Genomic DNA, 20,794 nt, shown 5'->3' on the forward strand with positions numbered 1-20,794 from the left:
TAATTATATGGACAATTTTGTTTTTAGCTTTACTTCTCGATTGTTCCTACTTTACCTGGATTTTATGTTTAGAATAAATAATATCACCATTATTCGTTATGCCTTCAACAATAATGCTATATGAGGTTGTGTTATCGGAAGTGTAGAAGGATATATCACTTTCTTTGTCCGTACTGAGTTTTACAGAAGGGTTCCAGTATATAGTAGTCCGAAGATCTTTACGGATAATTGAATCTATAGCTTCATATCGGGGGGAATAGAACTCGGCGGCTTTCTGGAAACCGAAAAATGTCTTGTTTACAAAACAGCTGTTTTTCTTTATAGTAGAGGAGGGGGTATATGTTTCTTTTGTCGTTATGACTAAAGCTTTCTTGGGAGTGATTTTGGCCTCTTCCCTGTTTATGACCGGAGCCCCATTCCTTCCAAACAGAACCATTTTAGGGCCGGAAATGACTCCGATCGATTTGATGGAAGAAACAGGTATCATGTTAATATCAAAATCCGAAGGCATTACGTGGTCATTCAATACAACCAGGCAGGGTGCATTTTCTCCTGAATCGACAAGTGTTCCTCTTTTGTTGAGCGACTGAAAATATTTTCTAAAGCCAAACATTCCGGGCAGATATAATAGCAATTCATCCGTCAGGACTGGCGTTTTATCTAATATTTCATCTTCGTTCAGTTGGTGTGTATTAAATTGTTCATAGAGTGATCTTGTATTTGCAGGCTTGCTTATTGGGGCGGCCTGTATATCGATATTAGGTAAATCGATCGTCCTGATATCATTCTGATCCATGTATTTTTGCATTGCTTTCATCTGGTAACCGATCGACTCTTCGTTTTTAATGAATTCATCAGTACCTGATTTGTAAAATGTGTTTACCGGGGGAAAAGACCTTTCTCGTACATCCAGTATTACGTTTTCAGATGATCCTCTGCTGGTACTCCCTTGTAGAAGATAAAGGGTACTGTCGGGAAATTCAAAATTACTTATGGAGTATGCACCATTATCATCAGAAATGGCAGCATCCGAATAATCATAATCCGGTACGTAAAGAGTGACCTGGCCATTCGCGGTTGCTCCTTTTTTGTAATAACCATCCTTTATACTCCCTTGTATTTGCATGGATGTTTCGTAAGCTATAACCGGTGCCAGATGTTTGTTTTTCATTATTCCGGCGACATCATACCGTCTCCATCCCTGTGTGAGCATCAACAGGTCGGCGGCATTGGCGGCCTGGCGGTTATTGGTTTGCATATAATAACCGGGATTTTCTATGTATCCTTTCAATTCGGATGTCAATAATAAGTTTGATGTAATTGTAAATGTTGTATCGGTGTTAAGATCGTTATCATCGGTAACAGATACGGAACAGTCGCCATCAGTCGCCTGAATGTCTTTCAATATGAATTTTAAGTTTACAGTTTTTCTTTTTCCATAAACTTCTTTATCCGGATTTACGGATACATCCGCCTGGTTTTCATTCAAGACAAAAATTAATCGTTCACTCAGTAAGTTCTTATTACTATCAAATAAAGCTATTTGAGAAATACCCGAAGGAAAACTTTCCGTATTAAGATATAAAAATTCCTGATCTGCTTTCCATTTGTCCCAATACTGCAATATGCCTCTGGTATGAATCAGGACAAATAATGAATCTTCTGAAAAAACAGGCGAAGCAGGTCGGGATATGGATATAGCAATTCTGTTTCTTGAATGCTGAACCTTCAGAGAGACTCCGTTTTCTGGCTCGGGCAGTTTGATGCGTTTCTTTTTGCCTTGTTCGTTTATACAGTCGGCATAATATTGTTTTCCGGGTGAATATTGTAACATAAAATATCCCATGCCTAGATGAGTAGAAGCAAAAGGGGTGATTGTATCCTGTTTTTCATCTATGATAACTCCTTTTATATTACGATGCAGTCCGTCGGTACCGATCGCTTTGAATGCGATTTTATGGTTTGTTCCTACAGGCGACTGTCCTCCCTCCGGAAAGAACTGTATATCGATATCGGAAACTATATCAGGGTTTTCATTGACTTTTACCCCTTTTTGTGGAGAAAGGATATGTATCTTCTTTTGAAAAAAGTAATCTTTATAATTCTCCATGTAGGCAGTATAGGCACGGATATTATAATCACCGGAGATCATATTCGTGGCAACGGGTAAATAACCATGAAGGATATTTAATGAATCGGGCCGTATCATTATCCGGCTAATGATGGAGTCTTCCTGATTGATTAATTCGGTGTAGACGTATCGGCTGTTTGATGTTGGCAGATGATAGGCCGCATCGACCAGATATGCCTTAAACCAAATTGTATCACCGGGTATGTATATTGATTTATCGAGATGAAGATGCAATTTTTCCTGTGGGAAGATATTACGTTGGGTATCCAGTTTGACCTCGATGTCCTTAAATGTATTCTGGGCTATAGCATTAGAACAGGAAAGCAGAATAATAATCCGGTATAATAATTTTGTGCCATACATAGGCGTAGTGTGTTATTTTAATCCCTTGATTTTCTGAATCAACTCTTTGGCAGAAAGATCCAGCGACTCTACAGACATCCAGACTACTTTTGTATCCGGGCCAATGATGTATATTCTTGGAATCGTATTGTTTGCAAAGAGTTCGAATGCGGAGCGTTTAGGGTCCAGATAGAATGGCATTGTAAACCGATTATCCTTCCAGTATTGGGTGACTGTTTCAGCTGATTCCTCGCGTGAAATCGTTACCAGCAGAAATTTGGGGTCGTCCTTTAGTTCTTTCCACACTTCCTCAACCACTGGTAGCACCTTTTGGCAGTCAGAGCAATAAGTGCCGAAGAAGACCAGCAATGATTGCTTGTCGAGAAAATGTTTGGAATTGAATGTATTTCCGGCCGTATCTTCTACGGCGAATGAGGGAACTTGGTCATTAACATTGACATAATTAATGACTGCCTCACTTTCGTCGTCTTTGATACAGGAAAAGAGGAGGAGAGATAATGAGAATATGTATAGAAATATTTTATTGATATGCATATATTGTATTATTTAGTTTACGAAGATAAGCAATGTATTTTAATCTGTGAAAGAAAAAGGACCGCCGTTTTGTAGATTTCACAACCTGTAGTCGAAACGGACAGTCCTTTAAAGCAGCATCCCCTTTTTACCGCTTTATAATTACTAGTTCGCGATAATCTTTGCAATTTTACCACCGAGAATGGTTTTGATTAAATAAAATTGATTCGGATTCACATGTACTTGAGGTGAGGATGCCCTCCTTGCTACTGGTATATAACAGCTGTCTCCAGGGATTATATATCTGCAAGTGTTCGATAATCCTGTCTGAGTTTATATGTAGGGTTCCATGAATTGTATTGCTCAAAAGTAAAAGTATGAGCTTTCGGCCGATAAAGGACATCTAATAGTAAGTATTTGAATATGCCTGAATTACAAACTTGAAAAGCAAAAATTCCTTTTACCGTTTATTTTGATGGAAATGCGGAATTTTATGAAAACGTTACGATTTCTGTCATTGCCGTTGACGAATTTTGTCATTTTGGTGGTTTTGGTAAGGAGGAAATGATGCCGGATGTAAATAAGAACCTCTTTGAGCTCTTATTTATTAATAAGCAGGATCATTTACCATATAATTCCTTAAAACGTAAAAGTACGTTGTTGCTTTATTTTTTTATAGTCTGGCTTTCTGCGGCTCTGATGGTTATATTTGTGATAATAAGAATGACAACCATTCCGGGAAGATCCGGAACAACGGAGTAATCTATGAAAAAGGATTTATTATATGATACTATCCTGAGTGCAATAAAGGAGAAGATTCCCAATAGGATCATACTCGCAAATACACTTGCAGAGCTGTTGAATATTGAGAAAGAGGCTGTTTACCGCCGTTTGCGCGGTGAGGTCGCTTTTTCATTTGTCGAGATTGCAGCCATAGCAAGTACGCTCGGTATTTCACTCGATAATATAGTCGGTGCCCGTTACATCAATAGCCGTCCTTTCCAGTTAAAGCTCGTTGAATATATTGATCCGGTCGATATCGATTACCGGATGCTTGAGCATTATATCTATATCCTGAATCTGGGAAAGGACGATCCGGATTCGAAAGTGATGGATTGTACCAGTATCCTGCCACAATCGCTTTACCTGAATTATAAGACGATCGCACGTTTTTTCCTTTTCAAATGGATGTACCAATGTAAAGATTTTGATGTAATCCTGCGTTTTAAAGATGTACGTCCGACAGAGCGGTTATTGAAAATACAGGAAAGGAACATTGCAGCTTCCCGGCTTATCAGGCAGACGTTTTATGTCTGGGATCCCCTGATCTTCCACTATCTGGTGAATGATATTAATTATTTTATTAGTATCAATTTAGTAGAACAGGAAGATCTGCGGTTGCTGAAAGAAGAGTTGCTTTTATTTCTGGATGACATGGAAATCCTTGCAGCCAGGGGGAAGTATGATGAAACCGGCAATAGTCTTTTCTTTTATATATCGAATATTAATTTTGATACCAGCTATCGTTGTATAGAGGTGAAACAATTTCGTATCAGTCTGATCCGGGCATTCACGCTGAATGCTGCCGCATCTCTCGATAAGAAAACATATGGACGTATAAATAACTGGATCCAGGCAGTATTGCGGTCTTCTACAATGATCTCCGTAAGTGGAGCAAAGCAACGGATACAGTTTTTCGAAAAACAACGTGTAATTATAAAAACTTTGTAAGCTTTTATGAAAAGGAAGTTATATATTATTAACGAAGAAGCTGCATTTTATTGGCTAGCCCAAATTCAAAGGCTGCTTATTTTATTAGTCTTTTTTTAGAGCCTAAACCCTATATCCTCAGATTGTAAGAGGCTTTTTAATAAGTTCCTTATTTATCTTTGTATGAGAAAACAGTGGGTCCACTACTATCAAAACTTATAATTCTGTGGCATGAAAAAAGACCTTTTATATGATAATCTTCTCAATGCGGTCAGAGAGAAAATCCCCCAAAGGACAGTCCTTGTGAATACTCTTGTCGATTTGTTATGTATCGAAAAAGAGGCAGTTTACAGGCGCTTAAGAGGAGAGGTCGCTTTTACTTTTGCTGAGATTGTTACGATAGCGAATGAATTCGGAATTTCTTTAGATAATCTGATCGGTACGGTAACGGCTAAAAGCAGGCCGTTCCAGTTGAAGCTGGTCGATTTCGTAAATCCTGTCGATATCGATTATGATATGCTCGATCAATATGTAGATATACTTGGTTTAGCCCGTGAGGATGAACAATCGGAGTTGATAGACTGTACGAATATTTTGCCACAGCAACTCTACATGAAATATAAGTATATCTCCCGTTTTTACCTATTCAAGTGGATGTATCAGTGTGGGGGCCCTGGCAAATCCAAACGTTTTCAGGATATCAGTGTGACGGATCGTTTTGAAGGAATACAACTGGCCGGTGTTGAAGAGTCGAGATATATCCGAAACACCTACTATATACTCGACCCGTTGATCTTCCATTATCTGGTAAATGACATTAATTATTTTCAGAGTATTCATCTGATAACGTTTGATGAAGTGAAATTGCTGAAAGAAGAACTGTTAAGGCTTCTCAATGAAATGGAGATACTCGCTACCCGTGGTTATTTTGAAGAAACCGGGAATAAAGTCTTTCTTTATATATCGAGTGTGAACTTCGATACCAGTTATTGGTGCGTACAAGTGAAAAATTATCATATCAGTATGATAAAAACCTTTATACTCAGCTCGGTAGCTTCGCTCGATGAGGGAACCTACGATAAGCTTCGTAAATGGCTACGCGCCTTGATCCGCTCGTCTATCATGATTTCGGTAAGTGGAGAAAGGCAAAGGATCCTGTTTTTTGAAAAGCAACGTGAATTGATTCAGAGTTTATAATATAAAGAATATAAGAAACTTAAATAGAATAAGGGGAACTTGCTGCAATAAGAAGAGAAAAAATATTAGAAAATAATTCCGAAATATTTGGAGCGTATTATTCTTTTCTCTACTTTTGCACCCGTAAACAAGAGAGGCCAAATGCTTTGAAAAGCAAGACTGGGAAAAGGTTTGACCGTTATTGATTTATTGGAGAGATGGCAGAGTGGTCGATTGCGGCGGTCTTGAAAACCGTTGAACCGAGAGGTTCCTGGGGTTCGAATCCCTATCTCTCCGCTGAACTTACTGGACAGAAATGGTCAGTAAACGGACAAAAAGCTACAAATCAATGATTTGTAGCTTTTTTTATTGCCCGAAAGTCCAGCTTCCAAGACTTCAAAAGTACGGTAAAAGACAAAGTTTCGTTACTAAATCGTTACCTATTCCCTGCCGGACAAAAACGGTAACGATTTGTCCTCAAATGACCTGATAATGACTTGATTAGTCCATAGTCTGCATAACTCGAAAACGAGAGGTAAAAATTAATTTTGCAACTAAAAAAGTGAGTTATGAAATCGACATTCAAGGTTCTTTTTTATTTGAAGAAAGGTTCTGAAAAGAAAAACGGCGAGGTTATGATTATGGCACGCATCACCATAGACGGCAAACTTTGCCAGTTCAGTACGAAACAAAGCATCCAGCCCGACAATTGGAACACGGTTGCGGGCAAAGCCAAAGGCAGGGATGCCGGAAGAATAAACGCCCTTTTGGACGACATACGTTCTTCCCTGAACACCATTTACCACGAAATGCAGCGGCGTGACAACTACGTGACCGCCGAGAAAGTGAAAAACGAGTTTTTAGGTCATAGCGAGAGCCACGAAACAATCCTTTCGTTGTTCCAAAAGCATAATGACGATGTGAAGCAGCTTGTGGGCATATCCAAGACGATAGCGACCTACCGCAAGTATGAAGTGACCCGCCGTCACCTTGCCGAGTTCATCCGCAGCAAGTACAACGTATCGGACATATCCATAAAGGAGATTACCCCGATGTTCATTACCGATTTTGAGTTGTATTTGCGTACAGCCTGCAAGTGTGGCTACAACACCACCGCCAAGTTCATGCAGTTCTTCAAGCGTATCATCATCATTGCCCGCAACAACGGCATACTGGTGAACGACCCTTTCGCCAGTTACAAAATCCGGCTGGAGAAAGTGGACAGGGGGTATCTGACAGAGGACGAGATTAAAATCATCCTTAAAAAGAAAATGGTTTCCGAGCGGCTGGAACACGTCAGGGACTTGTTCGTCTTTGCCTGCTTCACCGGGCTTGCCTATATAGATGTAGCCGGGCTTACGCAAGATAATATATGCAAATCCTTTGACGGCAACCTTTGGATAATGACAAAACGGCAAAAGACGAATACGGACGTTAATGTTCCCCTGCTGGATATTCCCAAGATGATTTTGAAGAAGTACAAGGGCAAGTTACCGAATGGCAAGATACTTCCCATAATCAGCAATCAGAAACTAAATGCGTACCTGAAAGAGATTGCCGATGTATGCGGTATTAAAAAGAACCTGACATTTCACCTTGCCCGGCACACGTTCGCCACAACTATTGCATTAAAACATATCTATTTGTAATACAGATTATTATAAAGCATCTTTTAAAAAAGGGTAACGGATTAGCAACGTGCCTTTTTCCTATCTTTACCTAAAAGTACACCGTTTCAAATAACATTCATCAATTGGTGCAAATATACACAAATATTTAGAAAATGGCTATAATGACTATCATTTCTTAATTACTATTTTACGTATAAGAGTCTTTTCAAGCTAAATTTAGAAACTACAAAGAGAAGTTTTGAAGATTATTTCAGATTACTTGTCGGATAATTGCATAACTTTGTAAATGCTTAGAATATTAGAATAGAATTTTCCTAAAAGAATAATATGAAACTAATACCTCTATATAAATTCTATAAACACAAATATGGAAGTGAATTACTTATAGACGTGATTGACATTGATACAATGAAAACGGATATTAGTCAGACTTCCACGTACTGTACATCGTTTTATAGTATTATCTTGTTTACGGATGGTGAGGAAGATATTGCTATAAACGACCATAAGCAGTGCATTAGAAAAGGGATGGTAGCATGTTCCCGTCCCGGTGATATTTGGACATGGTCGGCAGATTATAAACTAAAAGGCATACATTTACTGTTCGAAGAAGAATTTCTACTGTCATTTTTCAATGACCCATTGTTCCTGAACAAATTTATTTTTTTACATCCCGACCGTCCATCTTCTTTCTTATATCTTGGAAAAGACTTATTTGAAAGACTTGTTTATCTATACAAGAATATGAAATCAGAAATTGATACCAATAGTTCAAATAAAGACCAACATTTATTAAGAGCAATGCTCTATGAAACACTTACATTAATGAACAGAGCAGAAAACATCACCACTACGATTAATACCGATACGGAAATTGCCACACTCCGCTATATTTCAGCTTTTAAGAAATATGTGGATGAGAATTTTGATACACACACCGACGTAAAATATTATGCAAACACTCTATGCATTACACCCAATTATCTGAACAAGATAGTTAGTCAACATCTTGGTATATCTACCAAGCAATATATTTTAAATCGTGCAATCAATGAAGCTAAGCGTTTTCTTGTTTATACTTCTATGTCAATAACAGAGATTTCCGAAAAGCTTCATTTTAATACTACATCCTATTTTGTACGTTTTTTCCGTAAAAATGTGGGATGTACTCCCAGTCAATTTCGTGAACGTAATCGGCAATAGTCCCGAATAGTGAAATATACTTCCTGTTTTGTGAAACAGTTTTTTAAGTAACTCCCTTTACCTTTGCATCCATTATTCAACATGCAGATTATGTGTTATTTATCATTTATCTGTATTATTACAAACCTTTTAAAAAAGAAAAATATGGAACAACAAAAGGCAACTGCTGTATGGCAGTACAACAATGAGGAAGAGTGTCAGCTTGCTGAGTATATTATCGGATTGGAGAAAGAAGCACTCGACAAATGGTTCAAAGGAGATACATCAGGATATGAAAATCTTTGGTCAAAACGTAGCTTTACTTATTTTGATGCAGTGGTTACTGAACGTGTCGATAATCATGCTACTATCGTTGAGTTCCTGAATACAATCAAAGGAAAACTTTTTGCTGATAGCTATGATTTCCGTAATGCCCGTGTGCAGTTAGGGCAAGACATGGCGGTTTTGACCTATCAGCTATTTGCCAAAACAAATCTTATCGACATGGAATATAATTGTATCGAGGTCTTTCAAAAAGAAACAAATGGAGAATGGCATGTTATTCATTCTACATGGTCATTTATCAGACCAATGGATAAAAAATTCGGAGTAGAAAAAGAAATTGTATAATTATAATGAACATAGAAGAATTTAGAGAGTTTTGTTTATCCTTACCCAACGTTACTGAAAAAATGCCCTTTGGGGCATTTCGTTGGGCAAAGGATATTCTTGCCTTTTATGTAAAAGGTAAGATGTTTTGTTTTTTAGACATAAATAAATTCGATAAGTGTACAATTAAATGTAACCCAATAGAAATTGATGAATTAAAAGCGAGATATAACGCAGTAGGTATGCCTTTTAATTCAAGTCTTAAATACTGGATTAGTATCCAATTTAATAATGATATATCAGACTATGAGATAAAAAGACTTTGTAAAGAATCACACCATTTAATTTATCTGAAAAATAAATCTAAAAATGGTAGTCAAAAATAGTATTTATTGCAAAATGAAACGATTATTAGAACAGAGATTTTTCCGCTTATTATCGGAATACTCGCAGCGTAAAGTTTATGTAACAGAGTTTACAGAAGCTATTGAGGAATTGGCTACCCATTTAGCCGATTTTAGTATCAACGAACAGGATTATAGCGTTTTACTTCGTTATTTCTCTTTTGGTTTGCATCGTCTTAAATCGTATCGTGTACGGTTTGAGCAAGAAAAAAATGCCCTACTTGCATTTAATTGATGAAGCAATAGAATTAATCAAAACAGAAATACGCATAGTGAATTTGCATATCAAATACCCCGAACAATTCGAGCAACACGCAAATAAGCTATTCCTTTCTCCTCTCCATTTAGCTGATAAAACAAGCCTTATCAATATCATGGAAATTGTCAGCGGTCTATTTCTTTCCCAGCGTATAATATATCAGGATAGCAAACCCGTTCATTTGACGGATTTAGGCAAAGCCTTTGAATGGCTTTTCAATATCAAGTTGGGTGATTACCATCAAAAGCACATGGATGTCATCAAGCGAAAACCAGCTAAACTAACAGAGTTCCTTAATCAACTGGCAAACCTTATTCGAAAAGAACACGAAAATAAAGGGTATAGATAATCAGGTGTTTAGCATCAATTTATACGGGGTAGCGTATGCTACCCCGTAATTTGTTTGCTTCTCTTTTCCGAACTTTGCTTCATCAATCGATTGGTAATTATTAGTGTATAATCTGAAAAATGAAGCAATATGTATGTAGATAATTACGAGTTCAAAGACTGGATGCAAAAGCTACTTGATAAACTGGATGAAGTAGGCAAAGATGTAAAGAGTTTGCAGACCAACCCCGAAGTGATGCCGAATGACAAACTTTTGGATAATCAGGATTTATGCCTGCTATTCAAAGTAAGTACACGGACATTGCAGAGATTGAGAAGCAAAAAACTGCTGCCCTTTATGATGATTAGCGGAAAAGCCTACTACCGGGCTTCCGATGTGCGTGAGTTCATAAAGGAACGGTTCGATGTGGGTACGCTTCGAAAGTTCGAGAAAGAACACGGAGCGAATAAGTAAAGCTGAAATTCATCCCGAAACTGTACACGTGGCAGTTCCGGGATGTTTTTCTTTTGGCAAGTATCTATTTATTTCTTTACTGATATAATCCCCTCTTCCTTATAAGATACTTCAAACTGTTTGGTAAGTGCAATAATCTGCTGGTTCGTCTTTACCAGTTCGACAGTGTATTGTTCCAGTTTATAAAGCAAAGCAAGTGCTTTCTTTTCCGCAAAATTAGAATGGAGCTCTTTCACCGTTTGGTTATACAGTATGCCTATGCTCCTGAATTGTGAAAACAATTGGGAGAGTTGGATATAATAATCAACCTTGCTTTTATCAATCTTAAGCACCTTAAATGACTTCCCAAAGATACAGTTCTTAATAAAATGTGCTTTCATCCTGTAGCCTGACTGGTCGTAAAAGGCTAAGAACTTGGCGTTCTCCACATCGTCCAAATTAAGAGAATAACGGTGTGTTCGTAGGTCAAGTTTAGGCTTGCGCCCACCTTTGTTAAATGACTTCTTTTTCTGTTCCATAATTATAAATATTTACTGGTTTTACGACTTCGGAGTAAAACTAACCACCTGCTAAGGTGGCAAGGTTTTGAGGTGCTAAAAACGAAGTGCGGACCTCAAAACACAACTTGCTATGTTCTAATGAACATAAAAATCCTCCTTTCGTCGGATTGCCAAAGCAAGCGATTCGGCTTCTTCCTATGTCTGTTTATTGATTACAAAATTACAGACAGCAATTTATCTTTGAAATATAAGCTATTACGCCAAATTGCGACACAAACGGACAAAGTACCCCTATTTTAAAAAGCATCTGTTTTTACTCTTTTCTTTGCCAAAAATTGATTGAATGAATGCAATATATAAGACTGCCAAACAATCTTTAGAAATGGCTTTAAACGATGTCTGAAAGCTATTTAAAGAAAAAGCGATATAGCTATAAAACTGGCTGGCTTTCTTTCAATCAGTATCAGAAATCAATCAACTTATTTATAAACCATTAAAAATTGAAAGTATGGAAGAAGTAAAACAATCATTACAGCAAAAACAGGAGAACTATAAAGCGGTGTATCTCCAAAAGCGAATAATCTGCAACCGTCAAAGCGTGTACATAAGTGGGGAGATACAGAAATGTATCATGCAGATTGTAGGCGTGATTACTGGCAAACAGGTAAGTATCGGAAATTTCATAGATAACGTACTGGAAGAACATTTGAATACACATAATGATGTTCTTTCGGCTCTCTATCGGGAAGAAATGCGGAAAGGAATATTCAACCAGTCAAAAGAGAAAAACGTATGAATATCGTAACTATTGAGGAACAGACCTTTAAACAGGCGTGCGGTCGGTTTTCCGGCTTCGCCAGTCAGGTGGAAAGGATTTGTAAAGAGAATACCCGTCAGCCGGATGAATGGCTGTCAGGTCGTGAAGTGTGTGCCCTGCTGGGTATCAGCATCCGAAGTTTACAGAACTATCGGGATAGCGGTAAACTGGGCTACTCCCAAATTGGTAACAAACTGTACTATAAATCTGCCGATATTGAAAGACTGATTGCAGATTGTACAGAAAACAAGAAAGCGAATTTTATATCAAACAATAAATAAATATTGTCCTATGGAAAAGAAAGAAGAAAATAATATGGAAGTAAACCAATCATTCAAGTTATCGGCTATTGTCGGAATATGGGAAAGTTTAAATCTTCATCCTACGGTGATGATATACCAGAGTAAGAAAAAGCATTTCCTTTCGATGCTCCATGTATCGGATAACGGACAGGCGAAACCAGCCATTTACGAGATACAGAAAGAAGATAACCGTTACTTCATCGTTGAAGCCTTTAAACGGCTTTATATCGGCTATGATGCAGTAAAAGATAGTATTTCCATTTTTTACTATGGCGAGTACCTGCGTAACTGACAGGCGTATGTCTGTCAATCATTCAAACGAATTATAAATCAATATAACGATATAATAATATGGAACTGATAAATGGCAACAGTGAAATAATTAAGGACTTCTTTCTGTCTATGGATAGACTGTTAGACGGTATCAGCCGACTGGCAAAAGAAAGCAAACTGCACTTGAACGGTGAAAAGTTTCTAAGTAATAGGGAAGCAGCCAAATGTCTGAAAGTAAGTATCCGCACGCTGCAAGAGTGGAGAGATACAGGCGTTATCCCTTATATTCAGATAAAAGGTAAAATCATCTACCGTCAAAGCGATGTGGAAAGGCTTTTACAGACCTACTACAACAAGGAACGGCAGGAATAACCTATCATCCTTAGAAAAAACACATTTTTTTCCGAAACTGACTAAGAACATTAACTTTATTAGTGTAGTATTCCGTCTGTGCAAGTCTTTGGAAGAAAATACTACCCGAACATCGTGAGGTGTGGAGATTTTCTTTCAAACCCGTAGGGCTTGGACTTGAACGGACAGAATATGGAGCTTACCTTTGTTAATGTTTTATTCAGCTTTGGAAAAAGTACGAAAGCCGGATAGTAAATTGAATACGATAAAACTGTATTTTATTTCTTTCCGGGAAATATTTGTTTCACTTTTAGCCATTGAGAAAATTTCTTGTGTGCTATGTCCGAAGTAATATCACTTTCAAGCACTTGGTATTTACCACTTACTTTGGTAAAGAGTTTTTTCATATCCTCGTTTACTTTCTTATTGGTGATTTTAGCGTATAACTGTGTGGTTTGAATAGAACAGTGTCCCATGAGTTTACTAAGCGTTTCTATCGGAACTCCCTGTGAGATACACGTTTGAGTAGCATATGTATGGCGTGCCATGTGATAGGTTAAATTTCGTTCTATACCGCATAATTTGGCTATTTCTTTTAGGTTAATACAGATATTGGAAAGGCTTATCATGTTAAAAACCTTATCCGTTTTCCGTTCGTCCTTGTACTTCTCAATAATCATCAAAGGAATACTTAATAGTTTGATGCTGCATACCGTCCCTGTTTTTTGGCGTGGTATCTTTATCCATGTGCTGCCGTCCTGCTCCGTTATCAGGTTATCCACTGACAAGGCGCACATGTCCGCATACGACAAGCCCGTAAAAGCTGAAAAGACAAACCAGTCCCTTGTACGGTAATATCTTTTAGTCTCTATCGGAGTGGTGAGTAATTGTTGAAATTCCTCTTCCGTCAAATGCCTGTACTTTTTCAATGGCTGTTCCGCTACATAGTTCATAAACGGGTTACGTCTTAGCGTTCCCTGATTGATGGCACGTGTGACTATCTTTTTCAATGCAATCATACGTCCTAAAACGGTGCTTGCCTGCATCCGCTTTTCTACTCTCAAATAGAAATCAAAATCATTTATAAACTTATGCGTAAGGCTGACTAACGGCACATCTTCCGAATTGTATTTCATGCGAATAAAGTTTGAAAGATGTTTGTATGTCAATAGATAAGAATAATAAGTATCATAAACACGGTTCACGCCTACACGTTTTTCAAATTCGGTGTTATGTTCCTGAAATAGCTGTAACAGTTGGGATGCTTTTTCACCTATACCGTTCAGGGCGTTCTTTATCCTTTCGGCTGTTACATACCCCTCTGTTTCCACTATCCGGGAATAGTGGGCTTTTACTTGCTTTTCCAAACGGTCAAGAGTCCGGTTTATATCGGAAAGTTCCTTTCTTTCTTTTTTCGCCCGTCCTTTCTTTGCGTCCCAATCAGGGGAAGAAAGATTGATTTTCGTGCTGAACTGAACGGAGTTCGCATCTACTGTTATACGTCCGACTATCGGACAAGTACCGTCTTTTCTACGCTTGGACGTGTTGAGATAAAACAGGACGGCAAAGGTGCTTCTTTTGGCTTTTGTATTCTTTTCCATATTGATAGTAATTTAGAATGATATGTTTATTGTTCTGTGCCAACCAACCGGAATTTATCTTTTATCCGTTCTTCCAGTTTGTCGGTGTCCTCTGATATTTTGTTATTGCTGATTTTTGCGTATATCTGCGTGGAACGCAAATCCCTATGTCCTAACATACGGCTTACTGTTTCTATCGGAACACCTTGAGATAAGCAAATTTCGGATGCGTAGGTATGCCGCCCGGCATGGAAAATAAGTTTTCGTTTCAGTCCGCACAGTCGAGCGACAACTTTCAGGTTCTTGTTCAACCTGCCGCAGCTTTGCATCGGCAACAGTTTTCCATCAGGGGCTAAACCTTTATACTTGTTAAGAATTTGCAGGGGGATTTCCATCAGTGGTATTTCACAAGGCGTTCCAGTTTTCTGCCGGGTGGTTTCTATCCATAGCACACCATCGGAAGCCCTGACGATATTCTTTTCTGTAAGGTTGCAAATGTCCCTGTACGCCAATCCGGTGAAAACAGAGAATAAAAACATATCACGGGTTAAGTATCTGCATGGATGGTCTAACGGGGTAACCATTATTTTATTCAGTTCTTCACGTGTCAGGTATTTCTGTTCGGCTTTCGGTCTTTCAGGTGAATAACCGTCAAACGGGTCACGGGTTATAATCCCCTCACCAGTGGCAAGTTTTATCATTTTACGCAAATGGCGTATGATGCCTAATATCGTGTTGGGTTTTAATTTCAATTCCACACGCAGATAAAAATCGTATTTCTCGATGAAAGAGAAATCAAGCTGTGTAAATGGAATATCCGATAACTTGCATTTTAATGACATAAACCGTTTAAGATGGTTCAGGGAGTTTTCATACTGTACCTGTGTGGATAACTCACGGTTCACGCCTACACGTTTCTTAAAATCTTCATTATGGCGTGCAAAGTAGCTGATTAGTGTTTCCTGCCCGGATGCGATGCCTTGAAATGTGTTCTTTACCTCGCTTGCAGTGATAGTATTTTTTATTTCTTGTAATTTGCGGTAACTGGTGTTTATCGCTACATTGATTTTATCCAATGTGGCGTTTATTTCGGTAGCGTGTTTACTCTTGCCTGTTACCCTGCCTGAAACAATATCCCAAAGGGATGCTTTGGCGGTAAGTTTTGCGCTGAACTGTACAACGTCTTTTCCAATGGTGATTTTTCCTATAACGGGACACTCGCCGTTTTTCTTTTCATCGGTTTTTCTTAGGTAGAAATGCACTTTCAAATCTGTTTTCATATCTCTGTTTTTTAAAGTTGATAAAATTACATTCAACAGAGTTATTTGAAATGATGCAAGCCACTGACAAACAGACCGTTCAAAGGTCTAATAAGGACAGCGAAAAGAGAGAAACGAGCAGATTTGTAGAAGTCCGTCCTATTTCCTTGTTTTTCTGCCTGTTGCCGACCTCTAAAAAGGGTAACGGATAAGCAACGGAACTACTACCTGAATACGCTCTCTTTTTCTTTTTCAAGGGTGGACAGCTAACGACTACAAACGACAAACATACATGATTATCTGCGCTTTACGCTTTATTGCTAATAATTACCTTTTCAGTATATACTTTCGCTACGACCACCACGCTGTCAAAGGGCGTACCCATTGAAACGGTGTCCAAGATGCTGGGACACACGAACATTGAAACGACCCAAATCTATGCCCGCATCACCAACAGCAAGATAGGCAGCGATATGCAAGGGCTTGACAAGAAGTTTGTCGGCATCGAGAAGATTTACAAGGAAGTCGCCATGTAAATTTTCAGTTACCTATATACCGTTGGTAACAAAACAGGTAACGATTTCGGTAACGAAATACTACCTAATAAGCTATATCCAAGTATTTTACATCCTTTCACCTTGCGGGCAGTCCACCGACTACCCGCATTTTTTATTCCCTTTTCCACTGGCACATTCCCCGAAACGCCAGCCGTGCGTGGCATGGCTGACTGTATTTCGTGAAAAGAGCCGTTGGAAACCCGCACAAGCGTACCGCAAGATGAACTTGCCATACCCTTGCCTTTCCCGCCCGCATGGAGTGTTCCCTAAAGGATGAAAGGGAACAAGCACTTTTCCCCTGTTTCCCTATCTGTAAATCTTCCTCATTATGCAGTCCCCCAGCCGGGACAGTCGTTTTTATCATTTCAATAGGCAAAGGTAGCTACGGGGGCTTTTGGCTCTGCAAATTGGGTTTCATCGAAAAAAATTGTTCCAGCTTCCCGTTGGTCGGAAAAAATTTTTGTCGGAAAAATTTGCATAGCAAGACCCCTTCACCAACCAGCCTATGTGAAACGAAAACGACCGACCCGACCGGAAGACGCATAAAAAAAAAGTCGGATTTACGGGAAACAGGAAAAAAGTTCAGTGAAACTTCAACTCCCTCACCTCTCAAATCCGCATAAAATCAAAAACTTAAAAATTACAGCAATATGGAAGCAAAGGTATTATCGGAAGCAAAAGTTTATGTAGGCACTTACGCCAAGTATAACAACGGTTCATTGTTTGGGGCATGGCTCGACCTTTCGGACTATTCAGACAAGGAAGAATTTTACGAAGCCTGCCGGGAACTTCACAAGGACGAGGAAGATGCGGAATATATGTTCCAAGACTGGGAGAACGTGCCGGAGGGCTTAATCGGCGAAAGCTGGATTTCTGAAAACTTCTTTTCCCTGCGTGATGCGGTAGAGGATTTGGACGACACCGAGCAGGAAGCCTTTTTCGTGTGGTGCAACTACAAAAGCCATGATTTGAGCGAGGAAGATGCGGACGACCTTATACGTGATTTCCGGGACGAGTATCGGGGACAATATGACGATGAAGAAGATTTCGCCTATGAAATTATCGAGGAATGTTACGACCTGCCGGAGTTCGCAAAGACCTATTTCGATTATGAAAAGTTCGCCCGTGACCTGTTTATGTGCGATTACTGGTTTGATGACGGTTTTGTGTTCCGTGCGGCATAACCAAATACCAATCCGGGCGGGGTGTCAAAGCCCTGCCCGCTAAAAACAACCAAGCGATGAAACGGAAAAGCATTTATAAAATCTTTTGGCGGGTGTTCCTGCTCTACCTTGCATGGCGGTTCACCAGTGTAGCCGGAGCAGGCACGGCGATAACGGCGTATATCGTATTTCGTGCCGCCTGTTTCCTGCTCCGTGTCTACCTTTCAGTCGTTTATGCGCAGGGCGTAGCTCTGCTTTTCCTGTCGTTGCTTTTCTTACTGATATTATAACCATAAAAAAATAGAACATCATGCAGTCACTTAACAAAAACGGGGTAAGCATTACCCAAACACCGGGAGAAGAAAAATACGTCAAATGCTGTTTAGGGGCTTTCAGGGGACAGATTTATTTTCAATATGACTACCGCCACACGGACGGCGAACTTTTCAGCACGGTAGCCAAAACGCTGGACGAGTGCCGCCGCAGGCGTGACGAGTGGATAGCGAAAAAGTAACAGAGTAATAAGTAAATTTTAGGGATATGAAAACGACAGAAGTAAACAAGGAGCTTATCGGCAAGCGTTGCGAGTGTATTTTTACGGGCTTAATGGTAACGGGCGTTATCGAGGACATCCAAGACGACCCGCATTCCACAGCGGTCAAAGTCCGCTTCGACCATCCGCACCAGTGGGGCGATGATTTGTATAATGATGTGTGGGCGTGGGGGCGCAAAATTGACGAGTTCGGCACGCTGCACCATTTGCAACTGTTAGAGGACAAACCGGACTTTCAGATAATGACGGTAGTTTTCGGCGAGCCAATCAGCCGGATAGACCGCAGTGTTTTTGAAGATGTGGACACGTGGGGTGTCTGTTCCCTGCAAGGCTGGGTAAACAGCTATGAAAGTGTCCGGTTTGTAGCCATAGACGACCATACGGCAATCATCACGGGCGAATATAACATGGAACAGGTAAAAGTGTGGTTAGAGAAATACACGTCCATAAAGAGCCTTAAAAGCAGTTGATAGAGAACGGCGGCTGTTTGCCGCCGTTACTTTCTTCCGTGAGCCTGCCAGCGGGTGAAGAAAGTAACAAAGAAGCCATTCTTAATAGGGTTATTGTGCTAATAATTTTAAAAATTGCATTGCAGCTTTTCCGGCTATTTCCATTTGTTCCCTTCTTCTAAATATATCAGTTTCCCTATTAGATTTTTCTATTTTTTGTATTACATCTTTTTTATATAGTTCATAAGTTTCAGGGAAAATATCTTTGTTCTTTTCTAATAGAACCAAAGTCCCATATAATACACCTTCATTCTCTCCCGGTTCGTAATAGCTGATGTAATTAGGATAACTTTTAAGCATATTTTGTGCTTCTAATCTAACTTCTTGCTTCCTATTTTCTAATTTCAACCGCTTATCTGTTTCTTCTTTGTAAAGATGAAAAGTTAATGCTGTTAATCCACTTAAAATGAATATTATAAAATACATGATTTTATTGCGTGTCTTGTCTTTATATTTCCAAGACATAATCCATCCTATTATAGACGCAACAGAACCAACAAAACCAATAACTGTGTATAAACTATCCATACATTATAAATTAAAATATGCAAAAGTAGTGAATAATAGAAAAACCGCTGTATTTAACAGCGATTTTTTCTATGCCCTACACCTTTTTGAGTGTCTAATTACATTTATTTCAGATAAATACACATGTGTGGATGTTGTAGAAGTTAATCACCATTTACATTTATTTTTCATCCTCGCTATTGTCGTTATTGAACGATAGCGAAAGTTGCTGCACCTGTCCGAAGCTGTCGATGATATAAATGTCTATCGTCTGCTGGTCTGTCGATGCCGAGGTGTAGTAGAGCCTGAACGTTTCTTTCTCCAGGGGGTACAGGTCATTGGGCAGGAACACTGTGCCGTTATCCATTTCCAGCTTCCCTTTGCCGTCCGGCTGGAAATACCGTATCTGATAGGTAGTAGGCTGGTAATAGCCACCACGCACCAGTTGGCAGCGTATTTCGGCTGTTTCACCCACTTTCAGTTTCTTGGGTACGGGCAGCGTTTCCACCGTGAACGGGTAAGCCTGCTGAATGTCCAAGCCGTCATTACAGGCGGTAACAAGCACGAGGGCGGCCACGATGTAGCAGCCCACGATGATTTTATACATTACATTCTTCATATACATTATTATATTGCGGTCAGTTGATAATGAATTTCAGTCCCATGCCTACCTGCGTGTGGAACTTGCCTATGTCCGAGCCGAACAACGCCCGTTCCCTTGCGTTCAGTATCAGAGCCACCCGGTCGGTCAGGTAGGCTTCCAGTTCCAGCGTCAGCGCACCGCCGTAAATGAAGCAGTCCTTATCCAGCAAGGTAGAGCCGTCCGGCAACAGCTTTTCGCTTCGGTTGCTCACTTCATACCCGGCGAGTGCCGACAGTCCCAGCGACAGGAAAAAGGTCTTACGCCTGTCCGATAGGAATTTCAGGTAATAGCCGCCCTCTGCGGTGAACTGTTCGACTGGTATTCTCATATCCTTGTAGTTATACTTCTTGTGCAGGTATTCCCCGCCAATCACCCAACGGTTGGCGTTCTTGGTATAAACGCTGTACGCCGCCCCGATATGGTAGGCGAAATCCGTGTCGGAGTTCCAATGCACCCCGTCCACCATGCCTACCGTGACCTGCAAGCCTTTCATGCCCGGCAGGTATCTTTGTGCGTGTGCCTGAAACGAGGTCAGGCACAGCGCAAAGAGCATCATTATAAAGATATGTTTCTTCATTCCCTACTTGATTTTGAGTTCGTTAATCACTTCTGCGTTCACGATGTCGGCGTTCTCCACCCGGATAACCTGATGCCGCCCGCCGTTCTTTTCGTAAAGTTCCACGACCAGCAGCTTATCGTCAGGAATGGTGAACTTCGGCAGGGCGTACACCGTACGCACGGTACTTTTTCCTGCAATCTCTATCACCTCGTTGTAGCTGCGTACCGCATCCAATACCGTTTCCTGAATAGCCGTGCGCTTGGGTACTTTCTTATCGGCTATCTTAAACCTGATGAAGTCGGTATCGAAAGGCACGTTGGAACTGTTCTTCGTCTGCGTATGCACGTAGAGCATCCCGTTATAGGTGTAAATCCCCTTGATTAAGAACTGTATGCCGAAACGCTTGCTACCCAAGTGGCGCACTTTCCGGTCATTGTTCTT

Annotated in this window: 25 protein-coding genes, 1 tRNA gene and 2 pseudogenes; 19 read left to right on the plus strand and 9 right to left on the minus strand. The window is 39.8% G+C overall.

All coding sequences use genetic code 11. The features are described 5' to 3' along the window. Nucleotides 1-46: 46 nt before the first annotated feature. Entirely contained in the window at nt 47-2,494 is a 2,448-nt protein-coding gene (locus HMPREF1536_RS18815) for a TonB-dependent receptor plug domain-containing protein (RefSeq protein ID WP_028728309.1), read from the minus strand. A gap of 12 nt (nt 2,495-2,506) precedes the next feature. Beyond that, entirely contained in the window at nt 2,507-3,028 is a 522-nt protein-coding gene (locus HMPREF1536_RS18820) for a TlpA family protein disulfide reductase (protein ID WP_028728308.1), read from the minus strand. A 744-nt stretch (nt 3,029-3,772) separates the two neighbouring features. Between HMPREF1536_RS18820 and HMPREF1536_RS18825 the strand changes: the two genes are divergently transcribed. From HMPREF1536_RS18825 to HMPREF1536_RS18870, 10 genes and pseudogenes are all read left to right on the plus strand, one after another. Beyond that, complete coding sequence (locus HMPREF1536_RS18825; protein ID WP_028728307.1) at nt 3,773-4,738, plus strand: hypothetical protein; 966 nt, start codon at nt 3,773-3,775, stop codon at nt 4,736-4,738. Between the two features lie 210 nt (nt 4,739-4,948). Further along, nucleotides 4,949-5,914: a helix-turn-helix domain-containing protein gene (locus HMPREF1536_RS18830; RefSeq protein WP_028728306.1), complete on the plus strand. Its 966-nt coding sequence runs from the start codon at nt 4,949-4,951 to the stop codon at nt 5,912-5,914. A gap of 191 nt (nt 5,915-6,105) precedes the next feature. Then, nucleotides 6,106-6,190: transfer RNA gene (locus HMPREF1536_RS18835), tRNA-Ser, on the plus strand. A 272-nt stretch (nt 6,191-6,462) separates the two neighbouring features. After that, nucleotides 6,463-7,524: pseudogene (locus tag HMPREF1536_RS18840) on the plus strand (site-specific integrase); the annotation flags it as partial. Nucleotides 7,525-7,851: 327 nt separating this feature from the next. Further along, complete coding sequence (locus tag HMPREF1536_RS18845) at nt 7,852-8,727, plus strand: helix-turn-helix domain-containing protein (RefSeq protein ID WP_028728305.1); 876 nt, start codon at nt 7,852-7,854, stop codon at nt 8,725-8,727. Nucleotides 8,728-8,871: 144 nt separating this feature from the next. Further along, nucleotides 8,872-9,336 (plus strand): DUF4440 domain-containing protein, encoded by a 465-nt coding sequence (locus HMPREF1536_RS18850; RefSeq protein ID WP_044192541.1) that lies wholly within the window; start codon nt 8,872-8,874, stop codon nt 9,334-9,336. 5 nt (nt 9,337-9,341) lie between these two features. After that, entirely contained in the window at nt 9,342-9,701 is a 360-nt protein-coding gene (locus tag HMPREF1536_RS18855) for an MmcQ/YjbR family DNA-binding protein (RefSeq protein ID WP_028728304.1), read from the plus strand. Between the two features lie 13 nt (nt 9,702-9,714). Continuing rightward, the gene (locus HMPREF1536_RS18860) at nt 9,715-9,954 is read left to right on the plus strand and encodes a hypothetical protein (protein ID WP_028728303.1); all 240 of its coding nucleotides are present in this window, start codon (nt 9,715-9,717) and stop codon (nt 9,952-9,954) included. Continuing rightward, entirely contained in the window at nt 9,908-10,327 is a 420-nt protein-coding gene (locus tag HMPREF1536_RS18865) for an RteC domain-containing protein (RefSeq protein ID WP_081693349.1), read from the plus strand. The genes HMPREF1536_RS18860 and HMPREF1536_RS18865 overlap by 47 nt, the downstream gene beginning before the upstream one ends. A 129-nt stretch (nt 10,328-10,456) precedes the next feature. After that, nucleotides 10,457-10,780, plus strand: coding sequence for a helix-turn-helix domain-containing protein (locus tag HMPREF1536_RS18870; protein WP_028728301.1), 324 nt, complete (start codon nt 10,457-10,459; stop codon nt 10,778-10,780). Nucleotides 10,781-10,848: 68 nt separating this feature from the next. Here the strand turns inward: HMPREF1536_RS18870 and mobA are convergent, their stop codons facing one another. Further along, complete coding sequence (mobA, locus tag HMPREF1536_RS18875) at nt 10,849-11,298, minus strand: conjugal transfer protein MobA (protein ID WP_028728300.1); 450 nt, start codon at nt 11,296-11,298, stop codon at nt 10,849-10,851. 490 nt (nt 11,299-11,788) lie between these two features. Between mobA and HMPREF1536_RS18880 the strand changes: the two genes are divergently transcribed. From HMPREF1536_RS18880 to HMPREF1536_RS18895, 4 genes are read left to right on the plus strand one after another with little or no spacing between them, the layout of a single operon-like run. Next, complete coding sequence (locus HMPREF1536_RS18880) at nt 11,789-12,076, plus strand: DUF3408 domain-containing protein (protein WP_028728299.1); 288 nt, start codon at nt 11,789-11,791, stop codon at nt 12,074-12,076. Continuing rightward, the gene (locus HMPREF1536_RS18885) at nt 12,073-12,378 is read left to right on the plus strand and encodes a helix-turn-helix domain-containing protein (protein ID WP_028728298.1); all 306 of its coding nucleotides are present in this window, start codon (nt 12,073-12,075) and stop codon (nt 12,376-12,378) included. The genes HMPREF1536_RS18880 and HMPREF1536_RS18885 overlap by 4 nt, the downstream gene beginning before the upstream one ends. 10 nt (nt 12,379-12,388) lie before the next feature. Further along, complete coding sequence (locus HMPREF1536_RS18890) at nt 12,389-12,691, plus strand: DUF3876 domain-containing protein (RefSeq protein WP_028728297.1); 303 nt, start codon at nt 12,389-12,391, stop codon at nt 12,689-12,691. Between the two features lie 59 nt (nt 12,692-12,750). Continuing rightward, nucleotides 12,751-13,044, plus strand: coding sequence for a helix-turn-helix domain-containing protein (locus HMPREF1536_RS18895; protein WP_028728296.1), 294 nt, complete (start codon nt 12,751-12,753; stop codon nt 13,042-13,044). Nucleotides 13,045-13,301: 257 nt separating this feature from the next. Here HMPREF1536_RS18895 and HMPREF1536_RS18900 read toward each other — a convergent pair whose 3' ends face one another. Then, on the minus strand, nt 13,302-14,624 hold the full coding sequence (locus HMPREF1536_RS18900) for a site-specific integrase (protein ID WP_028728295.1): 1,323 nt from the start codon (nt 14,622-14,624) through the stop codon (nt 13,302-13,304). A 26-nt stretch (nt 14,625-14,650) separates the two neighbouring features. Continuing rightward, nucleotides 14,651-15,883, minus strand: a complete 1,233-nt coding sequence (locus HMPREF1536_RS18905; RefSeq protein WP_028728294.1) for a site-specific integrase — start codon at nt 15,881-15,883, stop codon at nt 14,651-14,653. A 320-nt stretch (nt 15,884-16,203) separates the two neighbouring features. Here HMPREF1536_RS18905 and HMPREF1536_RS18910 point away from each other — a divergent pair. From HMPREF1536_RS18910 to HMPREF1536_RS18930, 5 genes and pseudogenes are all read left to right on the plus strand, one after another. Next, a pseudogene (locus HMPREF1536_RS18910) lies at nt 16,204-16,398 on the plus strand (tyrosine-type recombinase/integrase); the annotation flags it as partial. A 671-nt stretch (nt 16,399-17,069) separates the two neighbouring features. After that, nucleotides 17,070-17,603 (plus strand): antirestriction protein ArdA, encoded by a 534-nt coding sequence (locus HMPREF1536_RS18915; RefSeq protein WP_028728293.1) that lies wholly within the window; start codon nt 17,070-17,072, stop codon nt 17,601-17,603. A 56-nt stretch (nt 17,604-17,659) separates the two neighbouring features. After that, nucleotides 17,660-17,872, plus strand: coding sequence for a hypothetical protein (locus HMPREF1536_RS18920; RefSeq protein WP_028728292.1), 213 nt, complete (start codon nt 17,660-17,662; stop codon nt 17,870-17,872). A gap of 20 nt (nt 17,873-17,892) precedes the next feature. Beyond that, on the plus strand, nt 17,893-18,096 hold the full coding sequence (locus HMPREF1536_RS18925) for a DUF3873 domain-containing protein (protein WP_028728291.1): 204 nt from the start codon (nt 17,893-17,895) through the stop codon (nt 18,094-18,096). Nucleotides 18,097-18,122: 26 nt separating this feature from the next. Next, on the plus strand, nt 18,123-18,605 hold the full coding sequence (locus HMPREF1536_RS18930) for a DUF7258 domain-containing protein (protein WP_028728290.1): 483 nt from the start codon (nt 18,123-18,125) through the stop codon (nt 18,603-18,605). Nucleotides 18,606-18,695: 90 nt separating this feature from the next. Here the strand turns inward: HMPREF1536_RS18930 and HMPREF1536_RS18935 are convergent, their stop codons facing one another. The 4 genes from HMPREF1536_RS18935 to traN form a co-directional block, all read right to left on the minus strand. Next, nucleotides 18,696-19,172: a hypothetical protein gene (locus HMPREF1536_RS18935; protein ID WP_046151797.1), complete on the minus strand. Its 477-nt coding sequence runs from the start codon at nt 19,170-19,172 to the stop codon at nt 18,696-18,698. Nucleotides 19,173-19,332: 160 nt separating this feature from the next. Then, the gene (locus HMPREF1536_RS18940) at nt 19,333-19,776 is read right to left on the minus strand and encodes a DUF3872 domain-containing protein (protein WP_028728288.1); all 444 of its coding nucleotides are present in this window, start codon (nt 19,774-19,776) and stop codon (nt 19,333-19,335) included. A 13-nt stretch (nt 19,777-19,789) separates the two neighbouring features. Beyond that, complete coding sequence (locus HMPREF1536_RS18945; RefSeq protein ID WP_028728287.1) at nt 19,790-20,371, minus strand: conjugal transfer protein TraO; 582 nt, start codon at nt 20,369-20,371, stop codon at nt 19,790-19,792. Nucleotides 20,372-20,374: 3 nt separating this feature from the next. Beyond that, the coding region (gene traN / locus HMPREF1536_RS28220; protein WP_233426417.1) for a conjugative transposon protein TraN at nt 20,375-20,794 on the minus strand (420 nt) is incomplete at its 5' end.

This window comes from Parabacteroides gordonii MS-1 = DSM 23371 (assembly GCF_000969825.1).
Lineage (GTDB): Bacteria > Bacteroidota > Bacteroidia > Bacteroidales > Tannerellaceae > Parabacteroides > Parabacteroides gordonii.